Source organism: Streptomyces sp. NPDC102283 (assembly GCF_044766265.1).
Lineage (GTDB): Bacteria > Actinomycetota > Actinomycetes > Streptomycetales > Streptomycetaceae > Streptomyces.
On record NZ_JBIWLQ010000015.1, the window covers coordinates 35,147 to 53,418 of the forward strand.

General features: G+C 72.2%; 17 protein-coding genes and 2 pseudogenes. 6 read left to right on the top strand and 13 right to left on the bottom strand.

Translation table 11 applies throughout. The annotated features are described in order from the left end of the window. Positions 1–11: 11 nt before the first annotated feature. Positions 12–725 (top strand): two-component system response regulator CseB, encoded by a 714-nt coding sequence (gene cseB / locus ACIRJT_RS26720; RefSeq protein ID WP_403913721.1) that lies wholly within the window; start codon positions 12–14, stop codon positions 723–725. Then, positions 722–2,059 (top strand): two-component system sensor histidine kinase CseC, encoded by a 1,338-nt coding sequence (gene cseC / locus ACIRJT_RS26725; protein ID WP_403913724.1) that lies wholly within the window; start codon positions 722–724, stop codon positions 2,057–2,059. Before cseB ends, cseC begins: the two co-directional genes overlap by 4 nt. A 214-nt stretch (positions 2,060–2,273) precedes the next feature. Here cseC and ACIRJT_RS26730 read toward each other — a convergent pair whose 3' ends face one another. Beyond that, the gene (locus tag ACIRJT_RS26730; RefSeq protein WP_403913727.1) at positions 2,274–2,990 is read right to left on the bottom strand and encodes a M23 family metallopeptidase; all 717 of its coding nucleotides are present in this window, start codon (positions 2,988–2,990) and stop codon (positions 2,274–2,276) included. Between the two features lie 510 nt (positions 2,991–3,500). Here ACIRJT_RS26730 and ACIRJT_RS26735 point away from each other — a divergent pair. Both ACIRJT_RS26735 and ACIRJT_RS26740 read left to right on the top strand, forming a co-directional pair. After that, positions 3,501–3,895 (top strand): annotated as a pseudogene (locus ACIRJT_RS26735) (trypco2 family protein). Continuing rightward, positions 3,892–4,452, top strand: a pseudogene (locus ACIRJT_RS26740) (trypsin-like peptidase domain-containing protein); the annotation flags it as partial. The pseudogenes ACIRJT_RS26735 and ACIRJT_RS26740, both read left to right, overlap by 4 nt. 238 nt (positions 4,453–4,690) lie before the next feature. Here ACIRJT_RS26740 and ACIRJT_RS26745 read toward each other — a convergent pair. Then, complete coding sequence (locus tag ACIRJT_RS26745; RefSeq protein ID WP_018959703.1) at positions 4,691–7,219, bottom strand: ATP-dependent Clp protease ATP-binding subunit; 2,529 nt, start codon at positions 7,217–7,219, stop codon at positions 4,691–4,693. Between the two features lie 450 nt (positions 7,220–7,669). Between ACIRJT_RS26745 and ACIRJT_RS26750 the strand changes: the two genes are divergently transcribed. After that, positions 7,670–8,272, top strand: a complete 603-nt coding sequence (locus tag ACIRJT_RS26750; protein ID WP_403913730.1) for an SCO3374 family protein — start codon at positions 7,670–7,672, stop codon at positions 8,270–8,272. Here the strand turns inward: ACIRJT_RS26750 and ACIRJT_RS26755 are convergent. From ACIRJT_RS26755 to ACIRJT_RS26800, 10 genes are all read right to left on the bottom strand, one after another. After that, entirely contained in the window at positions 8,251–8,586 is a 336-nt protein-coding gene (locus tag ACIRJT_RS26755; protein ID WP_003968298.1) for an Lsr2 family protein, read from the bottom strand. The genes ACIRJT_RS26750 and ACIRJT_RS26755 overlap by 22 nt on opposite strands. Positions 8,587–8,730: 144 nt before the next feature. Further along, on the bottom strand, positions 8,731–9,300 hold the full coding sequence (locus ACIRJT_RS26760) for an amino-acid N-acetyltransferase (RefSeq protein ID WP_403913733.1): 570 nt from the start codon (positions 9,298–9,300) through the stop codon (positions 8,731–8,733). A 9-nt stretch (positions 9,301–9,309) separates the two neighbouring features. After that, entirely contained in the window at positions 9,310–9,765 is a 456-nt protein-coding gene (locus ACIRJT_RS26765; protein ID WP_403913735.1) for a BlaI/MecI/CopY family transcriptional regulator, read from the bottom strand. Between the two features lie 133 nt (positions 9,766–9,898). Beyond that, positions 9,899–10,078, bottom strand: a complete 180-nt coding sequence (locus tag ACIRJT_RS26770) for a hypothetical protein (RefSeq protein WP_371624266.1) — start codon at positions 10,076–10,078, stop codon at positions 9,899–9,901. 82 nt (positions 10,079–10,160) lie between these two features. Beyond that, positions 10,161–10,745 carry a hypothetical protein gene (locus ACIRJT_RS26775; RefSeq protein ID WP_403914082.1) on the bottom strand — a complete coding sequence of 195 codons (585 nt, stop codon included), beginning with the start codon at positions 10,743–10,745 and terminating at the stop codon, positions 10,161–10,163. A gap of 161 nt (positions 10,746–10,906) precedes the next feature. Then, positions 10,907–11,704, bottom strand: coding sequence for a type III pantothenate kinase (locus ACIRJT_RS26780; protein ID WP_097915092.1), 798 nt, complete (start codon positions 11,702–11,704; stop codon positions 10,907–10,909). Further along, positions 11,704–12,777, bottom strand: coding sequence for a carboxylating nicotinate-nucleotide diphosphorylase (gene nadC, locus ACIRJT_RS26785; protein ID WP_403913739.1), 1,074 nt, complete (start codon positions 12,775–12,777; stop codon positions 11,704–11,706). Before nadC ends, ACIRJT_RS26780 begins: the two co-directional genes overlap by 1 nt. Positions 12,778–12,915: 138 nt before the next feature. Next, the gene (locus tag ACIRJT_RS26790) at positions 12,916–14,607 is read right to left on the bottom strand and encodes an L-aspartate oxidase (protein ID WP_403913742.1); all 1,692 of its coding nucleotides are present in this window, start codon (positions 14,605–14,607) and stop codon (positions 12,916–12,918) included. Continuing rightward, entirely contained in the window at positions 14,604–15,623 is a 1,020-nt protein-coding gene (gene panC / locus ACIRJT_RS26795; RefSeq protein WP_403913744.1) for a pantoate--beta-alanine ligase, read from the bottom strand. The genes ACIRJT_RS26790 and panC overlap by 4 nt, the downstream gene beginning before the upstream one ends. Further along, positions 15,620–16,573 carry a Rossmann-like and DUF2520 domain-containing protein gene (locus ACIRJT_RS26800; protein ID WP_403913747.1) on the bottom strand — a complete coding sequence of 318 codons (954 nt, stop codon included), beginning with the start codon at positions 16,571–16,573 and terminating at the stop codon, positions 15,620–15,622. The genes panC and ACIRJT_RS26800 overlap by 4 nt, the downstream gene beginning before the upstream one ends. A gap of 251 nt (positions 16,574–16,824) precedes the next feature. Here ACIRJT_RS26800 and ACIRJT_RS26805 point away from each other — a divergent pair, with 251 nt between their 5' ends. Next, positions 16,825–17,982 carry a threonine aldolase family protein gene (locus ACIRJT_RS26805; protein WP_403913749.1) on the top strand — a complete coding sequence of 386 codons (1,158 nt, stop codon included), beginning with the start codon at positions 16,825–16,827 and terminating at the stop codon, positions 17,980–17,982. 72 nt (positions 17,983–18,054) lie between these two features. On the opposite strand, the gene ACIRJT_RS26810 is transcribed toward ACIRJT_RS26805, so the two are convergent. Beyond that, complete coding sequence (locus ACIRJT_RS26810; RefSeq protein ID WP_403913751.1) at positions 18,055–18,255, bottom strand: hypothetical protein; 201 nt, start codon at positions 18,253–18,255, stop codon at positions 18,055–18,057. Positions 18,256–18,272 lie beyond the last annotated feature (17 nt).

Genomic DNA, 18,272 nt, shown 5'->3' on the forward strand with positions numbered 1-18,272 from the left:
GAAGCAGCCCCATGGCCGAGACCCACGTCCTCTTCGTCGAGGACGACGACGTCATCCGCGAGGCCACCCAGCTCGCCCTGGAACGGGTCGGCTTCATGGTCACCGCGATGCCCGACGGGCTCTCCGGTCTGGAGGCGTTCCGCGCCGACCGGCCGGACATCGCCCTGCTCGACGTGATGGTGCCGGGTCTGGACGGGGTGAGCCTGTGCCGCCGCATCCGGGACGAGTCGACCGTCCCGGTGATCATGCTCTCCGCGCGGGCCGACTCGATCGACGTGGTGCTGGGCCTGGAGGCCGGGGCCGACGACTACGTCACCAAGCCCTTCGACGGCGCGGTCCTGGTCGCCCGCATCCGGGCGGTGCTGCGCCGCTTCGGCCACGCGGCCGGGCCGGACGGTCCGGGCCAGGGCGGTGCGGAGGGGGAGGCGGGGGCGTTCGGCGGGGTGCTGGTCTTCGGTGATCTGGAGGTCGACACGGACGGCATGGAGGTGCGGCGCGCCGGTGAGCAGGTGGCGCTGACGCCCACCGAGATGCGGCTGCTGCTGGAGTTCTCGTCCGCGCCGGGCACCGTCCTGTCCCGCGACAAGCTCCTGGAGCGGGTCTGGGACTACGGATGGGGCGGTGACACCCGGGTCGTGGACGTCCACGTCCAGCGGCTGCGCACCAAGATCGGCCAGGACCGGATCGATACGGTCCGCGGCTTCGGCTACAAGCTGCGCGGATGAAGCGACTGGCCCTGCGGACCGGAGTCCGCTGGAAGATCAGCATCGCCATCGCGGCGGTCGGCGCGCTCGTCGCGGTGGCGCTGAGCCTCGTGGTGCACAACGCGGCCCGCGTCTCGATGATCGAGAACGCCCGCGAGGTGCAGCTGGAGCGGCTGCTGGGCGCGCAGCGCTTCTACGAGGCGACGAGCATGCAGAAGGGCGGGCCGAAGTTCGGGGCGAAGCTCAACGACCCGACGATCCCGCCGAGCCTGCGCGACGAGGTCCGCAAGAACCGCCGGGCCACCCATGTGACGCAGGGCCCCGACGGGGTCCCCGAGGTCTGGGCGGCGGTTCCACTGGCGGGCGGGGACGTGCTCTCGCTGCACTCCCGGTTCGCGGACCGCTCCGCCACGATCATGGACGACCTGGACCGTGCCCTGCTCATCGGCTCGGTCTCGGTGGTCTTCGGCGGCTGCGCGCTCGGGGTCCTCATCGGCGGTCAGCTCTCGCGCCGGCTGCGCAAGGCGGCGGCCGCTGCGGGCCGGGTCGCCCAGGGTCAGACGGACGTACGGGTCAGGGAGGCCGTCGGCGGGGTCGTCCGCGACGAGACCGACGAGCTGGCGCGGGCGGTCGACGCGCTGACCGACGCTCTGAACGAGCGGATCGAGGCGGAGCGCCGGGTCACCGCGGACATCGCCCATGAGCTGCGTACCCCGGTGACCGGGCTGCTCACGGCGGCCGAGCTGCTGCCGCCGGGCCGCCCCACCGAGCTGGTGCGGGACCGGGCGCAGGCGATGCGGACACTGGTCGAGGACGTGCTGGAGGTGGCCCGGCTGGACAGCGCCTCGGAGCGGGCGGAACTCCAGATGCTGCCGCTCGGCGAGTTCGTCGGCCGCCGGATCGGGCTGCTGAACCCGGAGGTGACCGTGCGGGTGGTGCACGAGTCGTGGGTCTCCACCGATCCGCGCCGGCTGGAGCGCATCCTCGGCAATCTGCTCGGGAACGCCGCGAAGCACGGTTCGACCCCGGTGGAGGTCACGGTCGAGGGCCGGGTGGTGCGGGTCCGCGACCACGGTCCGGGATTCCCGGAGGAGCTGCTGCGGGACGGGCCGAGCCGGTTCCGTACCGGAAGCATGGACCGGGCCGGGCACGGGCACGGTCTCGGCCTGACGATCGCGGCGGGCCAGGCGAGGGTGCTGGGAGCCCGGCTGACCTTCCGCAACGCGGCGCCCTCGGGCGCGGCGGAGGGCACGGGCGGGGCGATCGCGGTGCTGTGGCTGCCGGAGCACGCGCCGACGGTGACCGGGAGCTTCCCGGTGCTGCGGATGGCGGACCAGCGGCAGGCGTCGGACTGAGCCGTACGCAGGGTGGACGGTGTGGTGGAACGACGACGGCGACCCCGAGGAGTGAGCCGTGAGGCTGTCCTCGACGTCGCCGTCGGACGGGTGACCCGGGCGCACGCCCCGGGTACCGGGGTGTAACGGGTCCACTGACACTTTTCGGTTGTGCTGCGCGATCGGCCGGGCGCTTCGATGGCCGGCTCGGGGTCGCGCGGTTACGCCGGCCGGATCAGATGGAGACGTGCACCGAGCGGAGGAACGCGGCCGGGTTCAGCGCCGAGCCGTAGTTCGGGCTGGTGCGGATCTCGAAGTGCAGGTGCGGGCCGCTGGAGTTTCCGGTGTTGCCGGACAGCGCGATCTTCTCGCCCGTCTTGACCTGCTCGCCGACCTTCACGTTGACCTTCGACAGGTGCGCGTACTGCGAGTACTTGCCGTTGGAGTGCTTGATCACGACGGCGTTGCCGTACGCGGGGCCGTCGCCGGCGCCGTTCGGGCCGGCCTTCACGACGGTGCCCTTGTGGGCGGCCACGACGTCGGTGCCGACCGGCACGGCGAAGTCCTGGCCGGAGTGCTTGGCGGCCCAGCGGGCGCCGCCGGTGCCGTAGCTGGCGCTCAGCGTGTACTTCTTGACCGGGGACTTCCAGGAGGCGGCGTTCTTCTTCGCGGCCTTCTTCTTGTCCTCGGCCTTCTTCTTCGCGTCGGAGGCCTTCTTGGCGGAGGCCTTCTTGGCCGCGTCGGCGGCCTTGCCCTGCGCGGTCGCCTGCGCGGCGACGGAGCCGGCGGTCGTGCCCGCGGCCAGAGGAGCGGCGGCGGCCTCGGTGCCGCTGGACGCGAACGCCGATCCGGCACCCAGCACCACGGACGCTCCCAGGCCGGCGGCCAGGACGGCGCCACGGACGCGGAAGGCGGACGGGCGGATGGTGTGCTGGTTCGTTGCGCGCTTCATACGAGGAAGTCCTCCGAAGGTGAGTGGACCCGGCGTGCTGTCCGGGCTTGCTCCACCTTGGTAACCCGCACCCCCGCCGGTGCTCAAACCCCCCATCTACGAAGAAAAGCCGTAGAGAGGGCCGAGGGAATTGGTCGCGCTTGTCCCTCTGCGAGGAGTCGGCACGGGCCACGAAATCCTTCGCACGGAAGACGTTTAACACCTGTTCCATGAGCCTCTTTCCGGACATCGCACCGCGAAAGGCCCGTATCACCCAGAACGTCGGAAGGGCCCGCCGACGCCGGGCCGAAGGTCCTGCGGCCGATCACGCACCCTCCTCCTAGCCCGGGTAGTAGGCCTGTTTCGGGCTGTGCGCCTTGTCACCGCCGGTGGGACCTAGGCCCTTCCGATTCGGGACCTTCGGCCTGCTGCTTCACGACGCCGACGGGAAAGCGGCACCACACCCCGAGGGGGGCCCGCGACGGCCGAGAACACCCACGTACCGAACACCAGGTACCGGACACCCACGCGCTGGACACCCACGCGCTGGAAGGCATCGAGCTCGCCGATGCCGTCGCGTCCCTCCGCAACCAGCTCATCGACGCGGCGACCCGGGCCACGGCCCCCCTCCCCCGGTCTCCTTCGCGGTCTGCGACATCCAGATGGACTTCCCCCTCGAACTGCGCCAGGAGGCCAGGACGGGCGGCAAGGCGAAGGCCTGGGTGGTCGAGGCGGGCGCGGACGCCGCCCGCACCACGGGCCGCACGCACAAGGCGGCCTTCACCCTGGCCCCGCGCAACGCCGCGACGGGCGAGGCCTGGGAGATCGGGACGGAGGACGACGGCTCCACGGCGGGATTCGGCGGAAGCGCACCGCGGGACGGCGGGTCAACGGCCGGGTCCGGTGACGGGGCGGCGAGGCCGTGAGCACGGTGCCGCCGGCCGACCGCACGGTGGTCGTCTCCGCGATCCAGCAGGGCAGCGGCGTCCTCCTCACCGACCGGCTGGTCCTGACCTGCGCCCATGTGGTCGAGTCCGGGTCCGTCCTGATCGCCCACCCAGCCGTCTCCGACCGCGTACGGGCCACCGTCGCCTGGATCGACCACCGACTGGACGTGACCCTGCTGGAGGCCGTCGAACCGGTGCGGCCGGTGCCTCCCGTACGGCTCGGCGTGGTCGACACCCGCCAGGCGGTACCCGCGTGCGAGATCACCGGCTTCCCGCGCGTCCAGCGCTGCGGGCGCGACCAGCGCCTGGAGGCGGACCCGTACACGGCGACGGTGCTACCCATGGCGGGACTCGTCCGCGACCTGCTGGTCTGCGACCTCGACGGCTCGCCCGCCGCGCGCCCCGACGACGAACCGGCCGCGCTGTCCGGCTCTCCGGCGGCCCGGTCTTCATGGGGGACGTGCTCCTGGGCGTCGCCCGGCAGGTCCCGCGGCAGCGCGACGGCCCGCCGGGTCGAGTGCGTCCCGCTCGTCCCACCACGCCGACGCTGAACGTTCCGGCGGGCACAGCGGAACTGGACCTCACGCCCTTGCTCCCCTGGACCGGTCTCCGGGTGGACGTCTACGGAGGCGTCGGCACGGCCCTGGTGGGCGGCGACGCACGGGGAGACCGGCTTCGCATCCACGCCCTACGCGAAGGGGCTGCCCCGGACCGGTGGAGAACCGGTGCCGGGGCAGCCCCTTCACACGCTCGGGCTCACGCCCTAGGCGCGCGTCACGCGTCCTTCGTGAGGTTCGGGCCGGCGCCGCCTGCCGCCTGCTCGATCGGCGGGACGTCGGGCAGAGCCGACTTCTCCTCGCCGCGGAAGGTGAACGTCTTCTCGTCACCCTCGCCCTCGGTGCCCACGACCACGATGTGACCGGGACGCAGCTCACCGAAGAGGATCTTCTCGGAGAGGATGTCCTCGATCTGCCGCTGGATCGTCCGGCGCAGCGGCCGGGCGCCCATCACGGGGTCGTAGCCCTTCTTCGCGAGCAGCATCTTGGCCTCGCCGCTGAGCTCGATGCCCATGTCGCGGTCCCTGAGGCGCTCGTCGACCTTGGCGAGCATGAGGTCGACGATCTGGATGATGTCTTCCTCGGTCAGCTGGTGGAAGACGACCGTGTCATCGACGCGGTTGAGGAATTCCGGCCGGAAGTGCTGCTTGAGCTCCTCGTTGACCTTGGTCTTCATCCGCTCGTAGTTCGTCTTGACGTCGCCCTGGGCGGCGAAGCCCAGGTTGAAGCCCTTCGAGATGTCCCGGGTCCCGAGGTTGGTCGTCATGATGATGACCGTGTTCTTGAAGTCCACGACCCGACCCTGGGAGTCGGTCAGGCGACCGTCCTCCAGAATCTGGAGCAGGGAATTGAAGATATCGGGGTGGGCCTTCTCGACCTCGTCGAAGAGGACGACGGAGAACGGCTTGCGGCGCACCTTCTCGGTGAGCTGGCCGCCCTCCTCGTAGCCCACGTAGCCGGGGGGCGAACCGAAGAGGCGGGAAACCGTGTGCTTCTCGCTGAACTCCGACATGTCGAGGGAGATCAGCGCGTCCTCGTCGCCGAAGAGGAATTCGGCGAGCGTCTTGGAGAGCTCGGTCTTACCGACACCGGACGGGCCGGCGAAGATGAACGAGCCACCGGGGCGCTTCGGGTCCTTCAGACCGGCTCGCGTACGGCGGATCGCCTGCGAAAGGGCCTTGATGGCGTCCTTCTGCCCGATGACGCGCTTGTGGAGCTCGTCCTCCATGCGCAGCAGACGGGAGGACTCCTCCTCCGTCAGCTTGAAGACCGGGATTCCGGTGGCCGTGGCCAGGACTTCGGCGATGAGCTCGCCGTCGACCTCGGCGACGACGTCCATGTCGCCGGCCTTCCACTCCTTCTCGCGCTTGGCCTTCGCCGCCAGCAGCTGCTTCTCCTTGTCACGGAGGGAAGCCGCCTTCTCGAAGTCCTGGGAGTCGATGGCCGACTCCTTGTCGCGGCGGACGCCCGCGATCTTCTCGTCGAACTCGCGGAGGTCCGGCGGCGCGGTCATCCGGCGGATACGCATGCGGGATCCGGCCTCGTCGATCAGGTCGATCGCCTTGTCCGGCAGGAAGCGGTCCGAGATGTACCGGTCGGCCAGGGTCGCGGCCTGGACCAGCGCCTCGTCCGTGATGGAGACCCGGTGGTGGGCCTCGTAACGGTCGCGCAGACCCTTGAGGATCTCGATGGTGTGCGGCAGCGACGGCTCCGCGACCTGGATGGGCTGGAAGCGGCGCTCGAGAGCGGCGTCCTTCTCCAGGTGCTTGCGGTACTCGTCGAGCGTGGTGGCGCCGATGGTCTGGAGCTCACCGCGCGCCAGCATGGGCTTCAGGATCGAAGCCGCGTCGATGGCGCCTTCCGCGGCACCCGCACCGACCAGCGTGTGGAGCTCGTCGATGAACAGGATGATGTCGCCGCGGGTGCGGATCTCCTTGAGGACCTTCTTCAGGCGCTCCTCGAAGTCACCCCGGTACCGGGAGCCGGCGACCAGGGCGCCGAGGTCCAGGGTGTAGAGGTGCTTGTCCTTGAGGGTCTCGGGCACCTCGCCCTTGACGATCGCCTGGGCCAGGCCCTCGACGACCGCCGTCTTGCCGACGCCGGGCTCGCCGATGAGGACCGGGTTGTTCTTGGTCCGGCGGGACAGCACCTGCATGACCCGCTCGATCTCCTTCTCGCGCCCGATGACCGGGTCGAGCTTGGACTCACGAGCGGCCTGGGTGAGATTCCGGCCGAACTGGTCGAGCACCAGGGACGTGGAGGGCGTGCCCTCGGCGGGACCGCCTGCGGTGGCCGCCTCCTTGCCGCCCGAGTACCCGGAAAGCAGCTGGATGACCTGCTGCCGCACCCGGTTCAGGTCGGCGCCCAGCTTCACGAGGACCTGGGCGGCGACGCCCTCGCCCTCGCGGATCAGGCCGAGCAGGATGTGCTCGGTGCCGATGTAGTTGTGGCCCAGCTGAAGAGCCTCGCGGAGCGACAGCTCCAGGACCTTCTTGGCTCGCGGGGTGAAGGGGATGTGCCCGGAAGGAGCCTGCTGCCCCTGCCCGATGATCTCCTCCACCTGCTGGCGGACCGCCTCGAGCGAAATCCCGAGGCTCTCCAGGGCCTTAGCGGCGACACCCTCACCCTCATGGATCAGGCCCAGGAGGATGTGCTCGGTGCCGATGTAGTTGTGGTTGAGCATCCGGGCTTCTTCCTGAGCCAGGACGACAACCCGCCGCGCGCGGTCGGTGAACCTCTCGAACATCGTTAATCGCTCCTCAGAGCGGTCGGTCAGTGAGGGGTCGGTCCCCTCCCAGTCCTTCCGCATGCTAGTCCCGCAGGACGGGACAGCTCATTCCAACTGCCGACATCCGTCCGGATCACCCCGCGCCGGGCGGGGATTCTTACTGCCGAACAGCTGACAACTGCTCCAACCCGATGGTGCGAGACGATGTTCCCGCAGGCCAGGCAGATACCCCTTTCGCCAGTACGCCGATGGCGAACGTGAGACGCCTCGGCCAGCGTGTCGCCCCTTCCCACTAGGAAAGTCTTACCCGCAATCACTGACAGTCCATGCGGCGCGCCCCCGTTCCCTCCGCTACGGGCGAACATCCTTGCGCTGCCGAATGCTCTCGCACGCCCCCGCGGCCAGGACTGAACGTAACGCTCCGGAGGCCCTGCGTAACCCCGGAGGCGATCGAGCGGTTCATCGGACATGCCTCCCACCGTCCCTCAGCCCCGATCGTCACCCGATGCCGCTCCGGGTTCGGCCGATGCCGCGCTCGCCCGGCGGTACGCGAGGGAGCTGGGCTGGGCCACCGCGGGACGGGCTCCGCTGCGGCTGCTGACCGGGGCGCTCTTCGATGTGCTGGAGCTGCCCGCCGAGGCCGGTCACGCCGTGCTGCGGCGCGGTGTGCGCACCGGTCCCGTACTGCTGTCCGGTACGCGGATGGGGCTGCTGGTCGCCGCGGGCGGCGCCGATGAGCTGCCGGGGCTGCTCGACTGGCTGGAGTGGGGCCCGGTCGCACTGGACCTGACCGCCGTGGGTGCGGGGGGCCGTGTCACGGCCCCGCCTCTCCCGGGCACCCCGGGGGACTCGCCGGGGGCCGCCGTGTGGCTGCGGCCCCCAGAGCCGAGGCGTGCGCCCGAGCCGCGACTGCCGGCCCTCGCGGGCTTCGGGAGCAGCGGTGGGGATGCCCCCGATCTCGTACGCCTGGTGGACGCCGCGGCAACCGAATGCCATCGGGTCCGGCTGTCACGCGCCCGTTCGGGGGCGCCGACAAGGGGTGGAGCGGATCAGCCGTTGGCCTTCTCGTAAGCCTCGCGGATCTCGGCGGGAACGCGGCCGCGGTCATTCACATTGTGGCCGTTCTCCCGCGCCCACCGGCGGATTTCCGCGGTGTCCTTGTTCCCGCCGGCCACGGCACGGCCCTTGCCGCGGCCCGTGGCCGCACGGCCGCCGGTACGGCGTCCGCCCTTGGTGTAGGGCTCGAGAAGGCCGCGAAGCTTGTCCGCGTTGGCCGTGGTGAGGTCGATCTCGTACGTCTTGCCGTCAAGGGCGAACGTGACGGTCTCATCGGCCTCGACGCCGTCGAGGTCATCGACAAGAAGGACCTGAACCTTCTGTGCCACGGGATTTCCTTTCATCGAAAATGGAGTACGCGGAAAGGAAACCGCTTTTCCCTCGAAAACACAAACCCCCTGGAGGGGTTCAGCAGCCCGAGAGGACGGGAAACGTGCGCGATTCGGACATAGGGTTGCAGGTCCTTCTGCAGATCACAGGTGCAGAAGCATCCGGCTGTTGCCCAAGGTGTTCGGCTTCACTCGTTCGAGACCGAGGAACTCCGCGACACCCTCGTCGTAGGAACGCAGCAGCTCACTGTAGACATCGGTGTCGACGGGCGTCTCTCCGATCTCGACGAAGCCGTGCTTCGCGAAGAAGTCCACTTCGAAGGTGAGACAGAAAACCCTGCGGACGCCGAGCCATCGCGCGGTCTGCAAGAGCTTGTCCAGTACGTGGTGCCCGACTCCCGCGCCCTTGATGCGGGGATCGACGGCAAGGGTCCGCACTTCCGCCAGGTCTTCCCACATGACATGCAGTGCGCCGCAGCCGACGACAGCCGCGTCCTCGTCGCGTTCCGCGACCCAGAACTCCTGGATGTCCTCGTAAAGGGTGACAGTCGCTTTGTCTAGCAGGATGCCTCCGGACACGTACCCGTCGAGGAGTCGTCGTACGGACGCGACATCACTCGTCCTGGCCCGCCGGACGGTGATGGCCGGTCTATTTACCGACGGGTCGGTATGGAGTTCGGTATCCGGATCGCATTGCGGCTGGTCTGAGGACATGCCCCGACGCTATCGCCCGCTCTCCGGCGGCACGTCATCGGCCGGGGCGTCATCTCCGGTGGCGGCGGCGGTCGGTTCCGCGGGGTTGCCGGGGGTTTCGGCGAGGTTGGGGGAAACCATGCGAACGGCGTCCTGGAGCGCTTCGCGCTGTTCGGCGGACATCATGCCGAAGAACGCGACAAGTGCGGCGGCGGGGTTGTCACTGCGCGACCAGGCTTCGTTCATCAGTGCGGCCGAGTAGGCGGCCCTGGTGGAGACGGCCGTATATCGATAGGCCCGGCCGTCGACTTCCCTGCGCACCCAGCCCTTCTGATGGAGATTGTCCATTACCGTCATCACGGTCGTGTAGGCGATGGACCGTTCCTGCTGAAGGTCCTCAAGGACTTCCCGCACCGTGACCGGTCGGTTCCATTGCCAGACGCGCGTCATCACGGCGTCTTCGAGGTCTCCCAATTGGCGGGGCACGAGATCATTTTAGTGCTAGATGTCCCGATTGTTCTGGTATTTACACAGCAAAAGAGCGCACGGCTCGGATGAGTCGTGCGCCCCGGGGACGCGCGCGCCGTGAAGATACGGGGCGGGCGGACCGCTGCCGTGATCAGGCATTCTCCGGATGAGCGGTCTGCTTTACGGATTCCGCGCGGGCGAGCGCCGCATCCACCACGGCGTCCTCCTTGGTCTTGTTCGGACCACCCTGACTCTTGACGATGATCACGATCAGGGCGATGAAGAAGACGGCCATCACCACGGGGGGCACGAGCGCGGATACGTAGTCCATGCCGTCCAGAGTAGCGAGCCCGGAACGGCCCGACGCGGCGACCTCCCGGTGGGAGGCCGCCGCGTCGGACGCCGCGTGGAGGTCAGCCGGCCGCCCGCTCCTCGGACGGGGGCGGCGCGGGCCTGCGACGCGGCGGGAAGACCTCGGAGGGCTTGGGCATCGGGCGGTCGCCGGGCTTCCGGGGGCGGTCCGGAGCCGCCGGGGTCCTGGGCCGGTCCGGCTCCTGCCCGGCGGCACGGCCGCCGGGCAGGGCGAGCAGCCTGCTGCGGGGCCCGGGGGCCACGAGTCCGGCGGAGCGGCCGGCGAGCCGGGCCCGTACGGAACGCTCGGCGAGCACCTGGCAGCGCTCCAGGAGGGCCGCCGCGAGCCGCCCGCCACGCAGGGCCCGCAGGGCGGCCAGATCGTCCGGGCGGGGGTCGTAGCCGGCCGCCAGGGCGTCCTGGAGCAGCTCCAGGTAGCCGGTGGCGGAGCCGGGGAGGGCGTTGCGGTAGCGGGCGAGGTCGGCGAGGAGGAACGCTCTCAGCCGACCCGCCTCGCCGGCCGCCTCGTCCACGGAGCCGGCGAGCCGCAGGCAGTCCTGGACGTCCTCGTCGGACAGGGGCATGGGGTGGAGGGCGATGGCGAGGGCACGTCGGAGCACCCGCAGCTCGTCCGCGCTGAACGCCATGCCGCCTCGTGAACCGTAGGGCGTGGGCATAACGCGACAATACGTGCTAAATGGACAAAATCCGTTTAACTGGTCGTCGGTGGCGCGGCGTGCCCGGCCCGGTTCCCCCGGCCCCCGCCCCCGGCCGTTCCCGCAGGTACCACCGGGTTCCGGCAGGGGCCCTACGACCGGGAGACGTTCCGCTCGTACACCAGGCGGAGCCCGATGAGCGTCAGCCACGGCTCGTGCTCGTCGATGACCGAGGACTCCCCCAACACCATCGGAGCAAGGCCGCCCGTCGCGATGACGGTGACGTCGTCCGGGTCGGCGGCCAGCTCCTTCTTCATCCGGGCCACCACCCCGTCGACCTGGCCCGCGAAGCCGTAGACGATGCCGGACTGCATGGCCTCGACGGTGTTCTTGCCGATCACGCTGCGCGGCCGGGCCAGCTCGATCTTGCGGAGCTGGGCGCCCTTGACGCCGAGAGCCTCGACCGAGATCTCGATGCCCGGGGCGATCACCCCGCCCGTGTACTCGCCGCGCGGGGAGACCGCGTCGAAGGTGGTGGCGGTGCCGAAGTCGACGACGATTGCCGGGCCTCCGTACAGCTCGACGGCGGCGACCGCGTTGATGATGCGGTCCGCGCCGACCTCCTTGGGGTTGTCCATCAGGATCGGCACGCCCGTCTTGACACCGGGCTCCACCAGGACGGCGGGGACGTCGCCGTAGTAGCGGCGGGTGACCTCGCGCAGTTCGTGCAGGACCGAGGGGACGGTGGCGCAGATCGCGATGCCCTCGATGCCGTCGCCCAGCTCCATGCCGAGCAGCGGGTGCATGCCCATCAGTCCCTGGAGCAGGACGGCCAGCTCGTCGGCGGTGCGGCGGGCGTCCGTGGAGATCCTCCAGTGCTCGACGATCTCCTCGCCGTCGAAGAGGCCGAGGACCGTGTGCGTGTTGCCGACGTCGATGGTGAGCAGCATCAGGCGTCGGCCCCGTCGGTGGCGGAGGTGTCGGCGTCGGCGTCGCGGAAGTCCAGGCCGATGTCGAGGATCGGCGAGGAGTGGGTGAGCGCTCCGACCGCGAGGTAGTCGACGCCCGCGTCGGCGTAGGCGCGGGCCGAGTCGAGGGTCAGGCGGCCGGAGGACTCCAGCATCGCCCGGCCGGCGACCAGGGCGACGGCCTCGGCGGTCTCGGCCGGGGTGAAGTTGTCCAGCAGGATCAGGTCGACGCCCGCGTCCAGCACCTCGCGGACCTGGTCCATCGTGTCGACCTCGACCTCGATGGGCAGCTCGGGGAATTCGGCGCGGACCCGCTTGAAGGCCTCGGCGACGCCGCCCGCGGCGATCACGTGGTTGTCCTTGACCAGGGCCGCGTCGGAGAGCGACATCCGGTGGTTGACGCCGCCGCCGCAGCGCACCGCGTACTTCTCCAGCGCGCGCAGGCCCGCCGTCGTCTTGCGGGTGTCGCGGACCTCGGCCTTGCTGCCCTCCAGCACGTCCGCCCACGCGCGGGTGGCGGTCGCGATGCCCGAGAGGCGGCAGAGCAGGTTGAGCGCGCTGCGCTCGCCGGTCAGCAGGTCGCGGGTGCGCGTGGTGACCGTCAGCAGCTTCTGGCCGGCGACGATCCGGTCGCCGTCCTCGACGTGCCGCTCGACCTCGAACTCCTCGGTGCAGACGATCGACAGGACCGCCTCGGCGACCCGGAGCCCGGCGACCGTGCCCGCCTCGCGGGCGGTGAAGTCACCGGTGATCACGGCGTCCTCGGGGACGGTCGCCACGGTCGTGACGTCCACCCCGCCGTCGAGGTCCTCCTCGATCGCCACATGGGCGACGTCCTCGACCTGGACGGGGTCGAGCCCCGCCCGGGCCAGCAGCAGGGCGAGCGCGGGGTCCAGGCCGCACTCCAGGGCCTCGGGGTCGAATCCCTCGTCACCCCCGCAGCCGCAGGCGTCGCCGCAGCCGCCTTCCGCCGGTGCGGAGGATGCGGGCGCGCCGACGCTGATCAGCGGTACGTCCACGGGTGTGGGGCGCGGATTCTCTTCGGGCGTGCTCACGGTGACGGCTCCTCGGGGGCGTGGCGGGTGGTGCGGATGATGCTCGTGTGCTGCCGGTGCCGCGCTGTGGTGTCCGGCGCCGCGGGTGTTTCCAGCAGTCTGCGGTGTCCGGCGGTGCGGCTGCTTCCAGCAGTCTGCTCAATCCGACGGGCGTACGGGCGGGAACGCCGCGGTCTCCGTGCGGTGGACGACCGGGGTGCGGTCCGGAGCGATGCGGACGACCAGGTGGCGGCGGCCGTGGGCGTCGTCGCGGTCGGGCCGGTCCTCGCGCCAGTGGCAGCCGCGGGTCTCCTCGCGCTCCCGGGCGGCGGCGACCAGGACCCGGGAGACCAGGAGCAGGTTGGTGACCTCCCAGGCGTCGACCCCGGGGACGACCGCCTTGGCGCCGCCCGGCCCCTCCGCGTCGGCGGCGGCGTCGCGGTGCAGGGCCTCCAGCTCCTCGGCGGCCGCGGCCAGGCTGTCGGCGGAGCGCAGGACTCCGGCGCCCCGGGTCATGGCGCGCTGGATCGCCGTACGGGCCTCGGGGGCCAGCAGCGGGGCGGGATCGCCCGCGTCCGGGCTCCCGGCCGGTTCGGTGCGGGGCGGGCGGGCCTCGGCGATGTCGGCGGCGATGCGCTCGGCGAAGACCAGGCCCTCCAGGAGGGAGTTGGACGCGAGGCGGTTGGCCCCGTGCACACCGGTGCAGGCGACCTCGCCGCAGGCGTACAGGCCGGGCACGGTGGTGCGGCCCCGCAGGTCGGTGCGGACACCGCCGGAGGCGTAGTGCGCGGCCGGGGCGACCGGGACCGGCCCGGTCACCGGGTCGATGCCGTGGGACCGGCAGGCGGCCAGGATGGTGGGGAAGCGCTGCTCCCACATCCGCGCCCCGAAGTGCCGGGCGTCGAGATACATGTGCTCGGCGCCGTGTTCGATCATCCGGCGGGTGATGGCCTTGGCGACGATGTCGCGGGGGGCCAGCTCGGCCAGCTCGTGCTGGCCGAGCATGAAGCGGACGCCGTCGCCGTCGACGAGATGCGCGCCCTCGCCGCGTACGGCTTCGGAGACCAGCGGCTGCTGGCCCTCGGAGTCCGCGCCGAGGAACAGGACGGTCGGGTGGAACTGGACGAACTCCAGGTCGGAGACCTCCGCCCCGGCCCGCAGCGCGAGCGCCACCCCGTCGCCGGTGGAGACGGGAGGGTTGGTGGTGGCGGAGAAGACCTGGCCCATGCCGCCGGTGGCCAGGACGACCGAGGGGGCCCGGACCGCGCCCACGCCGTCGTGCTGGCCCTCGCCCATGACGTGCAGCGAGACGCCCGCCGTACGGCCTTCGGCGTCCGTGAGCAGATCCAGGACCAGGGCGTTCTCGATGGTGTGCAGGGCGGCCTCGCGGACCGCGCCGACGAGGGCGCGGGAGATCTCCGCGCCGGTCGCGTCGCCGCCCGCGTGGGCGATGCGGCGGCGGTGGTGGCCGCCCTCGCGGGTGAGCGCGATGTCGCCGCTGTCGGTGGTGTCGAAGTGCGCGCCGGTGGTGATCAGCCGGCGTACGGCGTCGGGGCCCTCGGTGACCAGGGTGCGCACGGCCTCCTCGTCGCAGAGGCCCGCGCCCGCGACGAGGGTGTCGTCGAGGTGCTGCTCGGGGGTGTCGCCCTCGCCGAGCGCGGCGGCGATGCCGCCCTGGGCCCAGCGGGTCGAGCCGTCGTCGAGGCGGGCCTTGGTGACGACGACGGTGTCCAGGCCGGCGGCGGCGCAGCGCAGCGCCGTGGTGAGCCCGGCGACGCCGGAGCCGACCACGACGACGTCCGCGTCGATGGCCCAGCCGGGGGCGGGGGCGGTCAGCCGTATTCCGGTCACGTCAGGGCTCCGAAGGTGAGGGGGATGTTGTCGATGAGGCGGGTGTCCCCGACCCGGGCCGCGACGGCGAGGATCGCCTCCCCGCTCGCGCGGTCGTCCGGGATCTCGGTGAAGTCCGCCGGGTCCACCAGCGCCAGGTAGTCGAGGGCCAGCGGCGCCCTGTCCCGGGCGGCGGCCTCCTCCAGGATCGTCCGCGCGGCAGCCCGGACGGCGGCGGGCGCCCCGTGGGGCCGGGCCAGCGCCACGGCCTGGGCGTCGGCGGCGGCGCGGGCCTCACCGAGCCGGTTGAGGCCGGCGGCCCGGTCGCCGCCGGGCGCGGTGGCGCGGGCCCGCTCGTGCAGTGCCTGCTGGGCGGCGAGCCGGTCACGGGCCGCGAAGAGGGCACGGGGCAGGGCGAGCGCGGTGTGCCGCTCCGTGGCGGTGAGGAAACGGTTGCGGCTGGAGAGTGCGAGGCCGTCCGGGTCCCGGACGGTGGGCACGCCGGTGATCCGGACGCCGAAGTTCAGGTCGCGGACCATGCGGCGGATCAGGGCGAGCTGCTGGGCGTCCTTCTGGCCGTAGAACGCCTCGTCGGGGCGGGTGAGGTGGAGAAGCTTGGCGACGACGGTGAGCATCCCGTCGAAGTGCCCGGGGCGGGCCGCGCCTTCGAGTCGCTCGCCCATGGGGCCCGCGGCGATCCGGACCTGGGGCTCTCCGCCGGGGTAGACCTCGTCCACACCGGGGGCGAAGACCGCGTCGGCCCCTGCCGCCGCGGCGGTCTCCAGGTCGGCGTCCAGGGTGCGCGGATAGCGGTCCAGGTCGGCGGCCTCGCCGAACTGGAGCGGGTTCACGAAGACGGTGACCACGACCTGGCCGTCCGCCCCGGCCGCCGCGCGGGCGGCCCGGATCAGGGCGGCGTGGCCCTCGTGGAGCGCGCCCATCGTCATGACGACGGCCCGCTCGGCCCCGGCGGGGCGGGACAGCGCGTCCAGCTCGGCGGCGGTGCGCAGGAGGGCGGGCCGGACCGTGCGCGTCATCGGGTCTCCCCCGGTCCGGGGCCGCCGGGGCGGCGGCGCTCCTGGTCGGCCAGGACGCCGAGGAGGTCCTCGGCCAGCTCGGCCTTGAGCAGGCCGTGGGCGAGCGCCCGGTCGGCCGTGGCGCGGGCCATCGCGAGGTATCCGGCCACCGCCTGCGGGGCGTGCTCGCGCAGCTCGCCGATGTGGGCGGCGACCGTGCCCGCGTCACCCCGGGCGACCGGGCCGGTCAGCGCGGCGTCGCCCGAGCGCAGGGCGTTGTCCAGGGCCGCGCCGAGCAGCGGGCCGAGCATCCGGTCCGGGGCGGCGACCCCGGCCCTGGCCAGCAGCTCCATCGACTGGGCGACCAGCGTGACCAGGTGGTTCGCACCGAGCGCGAGGGCCGTGTGGTAGAGCGGGCGGGACTCCTCGGCGATCCACTCCGGCTCGCCGCCCATCTCGATGACCAGGGCCTCGGCGGCGAGCCGCAGCTCCTCGGGGGCGGTGACGCCGAACGAGCAGCCCGCGAGCCGCTGGACGTCGACGGCCGTGCCGGTGAACGTCATCGCGGGGTGCAGCGCGAGCGGCAGGGCCCCGGCCCGCAGCGCGGGGTCCAGCACCCTCGCCCCGTACCGCCCGGAGGTGTGGACGAGCAGTTGGCCCGGCCGTACGGCGCCGGTCTCGGCGAGGCCCTCGACCAGCGTGGGCAGCACGTCGTCGGGGACGGTCAGCAGCACCAGCTCGGCGCGGGCCAGCACCTCGGCGGGCTCCACCAGGGGCACGTCGGGCAGCAGCTCGGCGGCGCGGCGCCGGGAGGCGTCGGAGACGCCGGACACGGCGACCGGGCGGTGCCCGGCGAGCTGGAGGGATGCGGCGAGGGCGGGTCCGACCCGGCCCGCACCGACGACGCCGACCGTGAGTCGGGCGGGGCGGTCCCTCGGGTCGAGGGGTTCCTTCGAAACTGGTGCGTTCACGGGGCGATGGCCTTCCGTTCCAGTCCGCGGGGGGTACCGGACGATTTCTCTGCATGCTACGCCAGCGTTTCGGCGAAGCCTTCCGGTCACCCACAGCCTGTGGATAACTTTCCGGACCCAACTCGGCACCCGACTCGGAAGCTCACTCGGGAGCCGATTCCGAACCCGCCCCCGAACCCGGCTCCGGGCAGGACTCCGGGCGGGCGGAAATCGGCGGGCGCCCGGTCGATGGCCCGGGTGATGATCGTCCCATGGTGACCATGGATGAGCAGGAGCAGCGGCGGCGCAGGCTGACCGCGTGGCGGGCGTCGCGGCGGACGCTGGCCCGGGTGGGCGCGGACGGCACCCTGGGCGAGCGGTTGGCGGCACTGGCCGCCGGCGCCGCTTCCGTACACGATCCGGAGGACTGGACCGATGTGTACGGGGGCGGGGTCGTCGCCGATCTGGAGCGGCGGGTGGCCGGGCTGCTGGGGATGGAGGCGGCGGCGTTCTTCCCGACCGGGACGATGGCCCAGCAGGTCGCGCTGCGGTGCTGGGCGGGGCGCACGGGCGACGCGACCGTGGCACTGCACCCCCTGTCCCACCCGGAGCTGCACGAGGGCGGGGCGCTGGGCGCGGTGAGCGGGCTGCGCACGGTCCACCCGACGTCCGGGCCGAGGCTGCCGAGCGCCGAGGAGGTCCGGGAGTATCCGGAGCCGTTCGGGACGCTGATGCTGGAGCTGCCGCTGCGGGACGCCGGGTTCGTACTGCCGTCCTGGGAGGAGCTGACGGCGGTGGTGGCGGCGGCCCGGGAGCGGGACGCGGTGGTGCACTTCGACGGGGCGCGGCTGTGGGAGTGCGCGCCGCACTTCGGCCGGGAGCTGCCGGAGATCGCCGCCCTCGCGGACAGCGTGTACGTGTCGTTCTACAAGTCCCTGGACGGGCTGTCGGGCGCGGTGCTGGCGGGCCCCTCGACGCTGGTGGAGGAGGCCCGGGTATGGCTCCACCGGTATGGGGGCCGGCTCTTCCAGCAGTACCCGACGGCGCTGTCCGCGCTGCTGGGCCTGGAGCGGGAGCTGCCGAGGCTGCCGGCCTACGTGGCGCAGGCGAAGGTGGTGGCCGGGGCGCTGGCGGAGGGGTTCGCGGCGTCGGGGGTGCCGTGGTTCCGGGTGCGTCCGGAGCCGCCGCACACGCATCAGTTCCAGGTCTGGCTGCCGTACGGGGCCGAGGCGCTGGACGAGGCGTCGGTGCGGCAGGCCGAGGAGACGGGCGTGACGCTGTTCCGGCGCTGGTTCGCGGGTGCGCCCGGGTCGGGGCTGCCGCCCGGGGTCTCGTACACCGAGGTGACCGTGGCGGCGGCGGGCCTTGAGTGGTCGGCCGAGGACGTGCGGGACGCGGTGGCGGGGTTCGTGGGGTACCTGGCGCGGTAGCCGCTCCGTCGAGCGGCCGCCCCCTGCCTCGGGCATCCGGCGAGCGGCCGCCCCGGCCTCGGGGTTCCGTCCTCACACGCCGGACGGGCTGGGTGTGCCGGGCTCGCCGGATCTGCCGGGGTGCCGGTTCTGCTGGAGGCGCCGGTTCTGCTGGAGGCGCCGGTACAGGTCGCGCAGGACCGCGCGGTCGTGGCGGCCCGGGGGCGGGGGCGCGGGCCGCGACAGCCGGGCCGCGCGGTGGAGGTCGAGCAGGTGCTGCTGGGTGGCGTTCATGCGGTCCAGCCTGCGCA